Here is a 3,757-nt window from a genome sequence, read left to right as displayed (position 1 = left end):
ATAAAGAAGTGCATGAAAAATTTGATAGCAAGATGAAAACTGCATTATCAGAGGAGAAAATGAAAGATCTTACTCCTGTAATTGAAAAAGCTGGTACATTCGAAAAGATTGAAAAAAAGTCGATTGAAGAAAAAGATGGTTTATATACAGTTGTTCTTGTAGCGAAATATAGTAAAGAACAACGTACCTTTATCGTAACTTATAATGATAAAGAAGAAATAGCAGGTTTATATATTAAATAAAAAACAGATAAAGTGGAAGTGTCCGCTTTATCTGTTTTTGTTATTTTAACCAAATTATGGTTATTCATGCTAATATGAACTCATAGCTATATAGAAGGGGTGGGTAATTATGAAAACAGAAATAGTTTCCAAAAAGAAGTACAGCATAATAAGCTATGTATCTTTACTCATCGGAATTATGTGTTTTTTATTCGTTTTTATAACGCCGACGAGAATAGCGAATGCGGGTAATATAGTGGGAGATTATATTACAATTGCTCTGACAGGCGTAGGTATTATACTTTCAACAATTGGAATCACGAAACAAACAGAGAAGAAGGCAATTGCAATTATCTCATTAATACTTTCCTCATCGTTCTTTATTTTTTGGATTATCGCGATTACCTTATTGTTTACTGGCCAAATAAATTTTGCGCCGTAATGAGCAATAAAAAGAGTCCTTCATATAAGAAGGACTCTTTTTATTCGGTATCTTCAGGTTGATATTCTAAAATATCCCCAGGTTGGCATTCTAATGCTTTACAAATAGCATCTAAAGTTGAAATTCTAATTGCTTTTGCTTTTCCATTTTTTAATATAGAAAGGTTAGCCATTGTAATTCCAACCTTCTCTGAAAGTTCAGTTACGCTCATTTTTCTTTTCGCTAGCATTACATCAATATTAATTATTATTGCCATGTTATTCACCTCAGACCGTTAAATCATTTTCTGATTTTATATCTATCGCATCTTTTAGAAGTCTTTGGAGAACGGCAGCAAAGACTGCGATAACCATTGAAGCGAAGATTAGGAGCATGCCAAGTATAATAATACCAGGTGCATCATCTCTTTCCGCCACAAGATAGAAGAGTGGCATACCTACCACATATAAAATACTGATTGTTACTGCACAGTTTTTTATCTTTTTTAAAGCTCTAACAGATAATTTCGAGAAAGCGTTACCCTTGTCAATGAAGCTTACAAGTTTAAAAGCTTGATACAGAGCGAAATAAAAAGGTAGCACTGTTGCATACAGATTGATTAAAATAAGATATTTTATATATGCAATATCGGGATACAATTCCGCTGCATAATTCCCTATGTTAGGAACTAAAAATATACACAAAGCAAGAACAGGGATTCCAATCAGAATAATAGCTGTCTTTAAAAAGAGTGTTGATCTTTGTTTCATATAAAGCACCTCATTTATTAATTATCTATTTAATCTAACATGAAATTTATCGTTTAACAATAAATTTTTATTTATTATAATCGTGTTTTTATTGTTAAGTAAATTTGAATTTCAGATGAAAATAAAAAGTACTGCTCTTTATAAAAAAGGGTGCCAAACAAATAGACTTCTTGTAATAAAAAAGTATGGTGAATATGGTGATATATACCATTGTTCCTTTGACGAAATATAGTACAGATAATCGTTCCTTCTTTCTGTAAATGATGTTATGTTAAAAGTAACGTATAATAAGAGTTTTTAGAAAATCAATATTTTTCGTAATTTGAAGAGGTGTTAATGAAATGAAATCGTACACGCAATTTGAACGTAGAAAACACATACTAGATGAGTTAGAAAAGTACAACCGAGTTATGGTAAATGATTTAGCGAAGGTACTAAATGTTACAACAGAAACGATACGAAGAGATTTAGATATGTTGCACAAGGAAGGGCAGCTTACGAAAATACATGGTGGTGCAATTAAGAAAAAAGATCAAACACTAGAATTTTATTTTGATAGGCGCCGAGCTGAGAATATTGAAGAAAAACGAAAAATTGCAATGGAAGCAAGTAAACTCGTAGAAGATAATGATATTATCGCAATTGAAATTGGGACAACCACAATGCAAATTTTAGATTACATACACGATAAAAAGAATTTGACGATTTTAACAAACTCGATACCAGCTGTTAATAAAATTATTGAGCTTAAAGAACAATATGATTCCTTTGATTGCAGGTTAATAGTCATTGGAGGAATATTGAATACAAATTCATTAGCATTGTCTGGAGAAATGACGTTAAACTATCTTGACCATTTCACGGTTAATAAGTTATTTGCTTCTTGTGATGGAATTTCTTTAGAAAAAGAACTAACATGTTCGTATATTGAAGATGCACAAATATATAAGCAATTAAAGAATAATGCAAAACAAGTTGTCATGATGGCTGATGAGTCAAAGTTTAATTTAACAAAGTTMTATAAAAGCGGGAATTTCAGTGACATCGATGCATTATATACAAACGCTAAGCTCGATGAGGCGTGGCACAATGTGTTAACAAGTAATGGGGTAGAAGTAATAACAGTATAGAAAAACAAAAAGAAGACTATTTCTTAGTAAGTTGAGAAATAGTCTTCTTTTATTGTTTATATGTTGTTTTATTCTGTTTATTTGTTGTTTTTACAATTAGTTAACAAATTAACAACATTGTGTTAATAATATACTCGTACAATATGAATTAGGAGGTGGCAAGAATGCAAATAAAACTATCAAAAGCTGTGTTCTTTTTAATACCAGTTGGAATACCTCTAATATTGTTTTGGATTATTCCGAATTTCATTAGCTTAGGTATTAGTTTTACTGATTGGGATTTTATGACGAATGATTTTAACTTTGTTGGTTTAGAAAACTATTTCAATTTATTTACACAAGATTCTTTTATGCAAGCATTGCTAAATACGTTTTATTTCGGAATTGGAACAGTCATTCCAACGATTGCATTGGGCTTAGGTTTCGCATTATTCTTCCGAAAAAAATTCAAAGGTTCTGCATTGTACCAATTAATGATCTTTTCACCTTGGGTAACGCCAACAATAGCTGTATCCATTGTGTGGTCACTTTTATATGAACCTCAATTTGGAGTTATTAATAAAGTTCTAAACTTTTTTGGGATACCAGGTTTGGACTGGCTTCAAAGTAGTCAAACAGCGATGTTAGCAGTCATTATTGTGACAGTTTGGAAATTAGTTGGTTGGACGATGATCTTCTATATCGGCGCATTAGAAAAAGTTCCAGATAGTTTATATGAAGCAGCTAGTATTGATGGAGCAAATTCATGGCAGAAATTTCGATATGTAACACTGCCAATGGTTTCATCAACAACTTTCTTCTTAGTTGTTGTCAATACAATTTCTTCAGTGCAGGCTTACGATCAAATAAAAATTTTAACACAAGGTGGACCTAGTGGTTCGACGCGTACGTTACTTTATTTATTCTTCCAACAAGGGTTTGAACAATTTGATATGGGATCTGCAACAGCAATCGCATTTATCATACTAATCATTACAATACTACTATCTGTTATAAACAAAATAATAGGTGACAAGTGGGTGAACTATTAAGGTGAATAATATGAAAAAAGGTCCATTAATCGTAAAGCATCTCTTTCTAGCGTTATCAAGTATACTATTTATTTTTCCATTCATATGGATGGTGCTTGGTTCGTTTAAAACATCTAGTGAAGTATTACAAGGAGGTTTTTGGCCTAAAGAATTTCACTGGGAAAATTATCAGCAAGTATTAGAT

At 31.4% G+C, this 3,757-nt stretch carries 6 protein-coding genes and 1 pseudogene; 5 read left to right on the top strand and 2 right to left on the bottom strand.

Annotated features, from left to right (window positions below):
• Together AC1DTM_RS20190 and AC1DTM_RS20185 are read left to right on the top strand one after the other, a co-directional pair.
• On the top strand, positions 1-242 hold a 242-nt coding region (locus AC1DTM_RS20190), incomplete at its 5' end, for a DUF3887 domain-containing protein (RefSeq protein ID WP_477000729.1).
• A gap of 109 nt (positions 243-351) precedes the next feature.
• Complete coding sequence (locus AC1DTM_RS20185) at positions 352-663, top strand: hypothetical protein (protein WP_016105208.1); 312 nt, start codon at positions 352-354, stop codon at positions 661-663.
• A gap of 40 nt (positions 664-703) precedes the next feature.
• Here AC1DTM_RS20185 and AC1DTM_RS20180 read toward each other — a convergent pair whose 3' ends face one another.
• A complete protein-coding gene (locus AC1DTM_RS20180) occupies positions 704-919 on the bottom strand; it encodes a helix-turn-helix domain-containing protein (protein ID WP_000974613.1) in 216 nt (71 codons plus the stop codon).
• A gap of 10 nt (positions 920-929) precedes the next feature.
• Positions 930-1,412 (bottom strand): DUF2975 domain-containing protein, encoded by a 483-nt coding sequence (locus tag AC1DTM_RS20175; RefSeq protein WP_016105207.1) that lies wholly within the window; start codon positions 1,410-1,412, stop codon positions 930-932.
• Between the two features lie 341 nt (positions 1,413-1,753).
• On the opposite strand from AC1DTM_RS20175, the gene AC1DTM_RS20170 reads away from it, so the two are divergent.
• The 3 genes and pseudogenes from AC1DTM_RS20170 to AC1DTM_RS20160 all read left to right on the top strand — a co-directional run.
• Positions 1,754-2,542: a DeoR/GlpR family DNA-binding transcription regulator gene (locus AC1DTM_RS20170; RefSeq protein WP_477000728.1), complete on the top strand. Its 789-nt coding sequence runs from the start codon at positions 1,754-1,756 to the stop codon at positions 2,540-2,542.
• A gap of 164 nt (positions 2,543-2,706) precedes the next feature.
• On the top strand, positions 2,707-3,573 hold the full coding sequence (locus AC1DTM_RS20165) for a carbohydrate ABC transporter permease (protein WP_002200097.1): 867 nt from the start codon (positions 2,707-2,709) through the stop codon (positions 3,571-3,573).
• A gap of 10 nt (positions 3,574-3,583) precedes the next feature.
• A pseudogene (locus tag AC1DTM_RS20160) lies at positions 3,584-3,757 on the top strand (carbohydrate ABC transporter permease); the annotation flags it as partial.

This window comes from Bacillus sp. P4_D3 (genome assembly GCF_056401855.1).
The sequence above is the reverse complement of the archived record's forward strand: the minus strand, read 5'-3'. Positions and strand labels throughout refer to the sequence as shown.

Coding starts and splice junctions, on each gene's coding strand:
- AC1DTM_RS20185 (WP_016105208.1), top strand. CDS start 352: ATGAAAACAGAAATAGTTTCCAAAAAGAAGTACAGCATAATAAGCTAT.
- AC1DTM_RS20175 (WP_016105207.1), bottom strand. CDS start 1,412: ATGAAACAAAGATCAACACTCTTTTTAAAGACAGCTATTATTCTGATT.
- AC1DTM_RS20180 (WP_000974613.1), bottom strand. CDS start 919: ATGGCAATAATAATTAATATTGATGTAATGCTAGCGAAAAGAAAAATG.
- AC1DTM_RS20165 (WP_002200097.1), top strand. CDS start 2,707: ATGCAAATAAAACTATCAAAAGCTGTGTTCTTTTTAATACCAGTTGGA.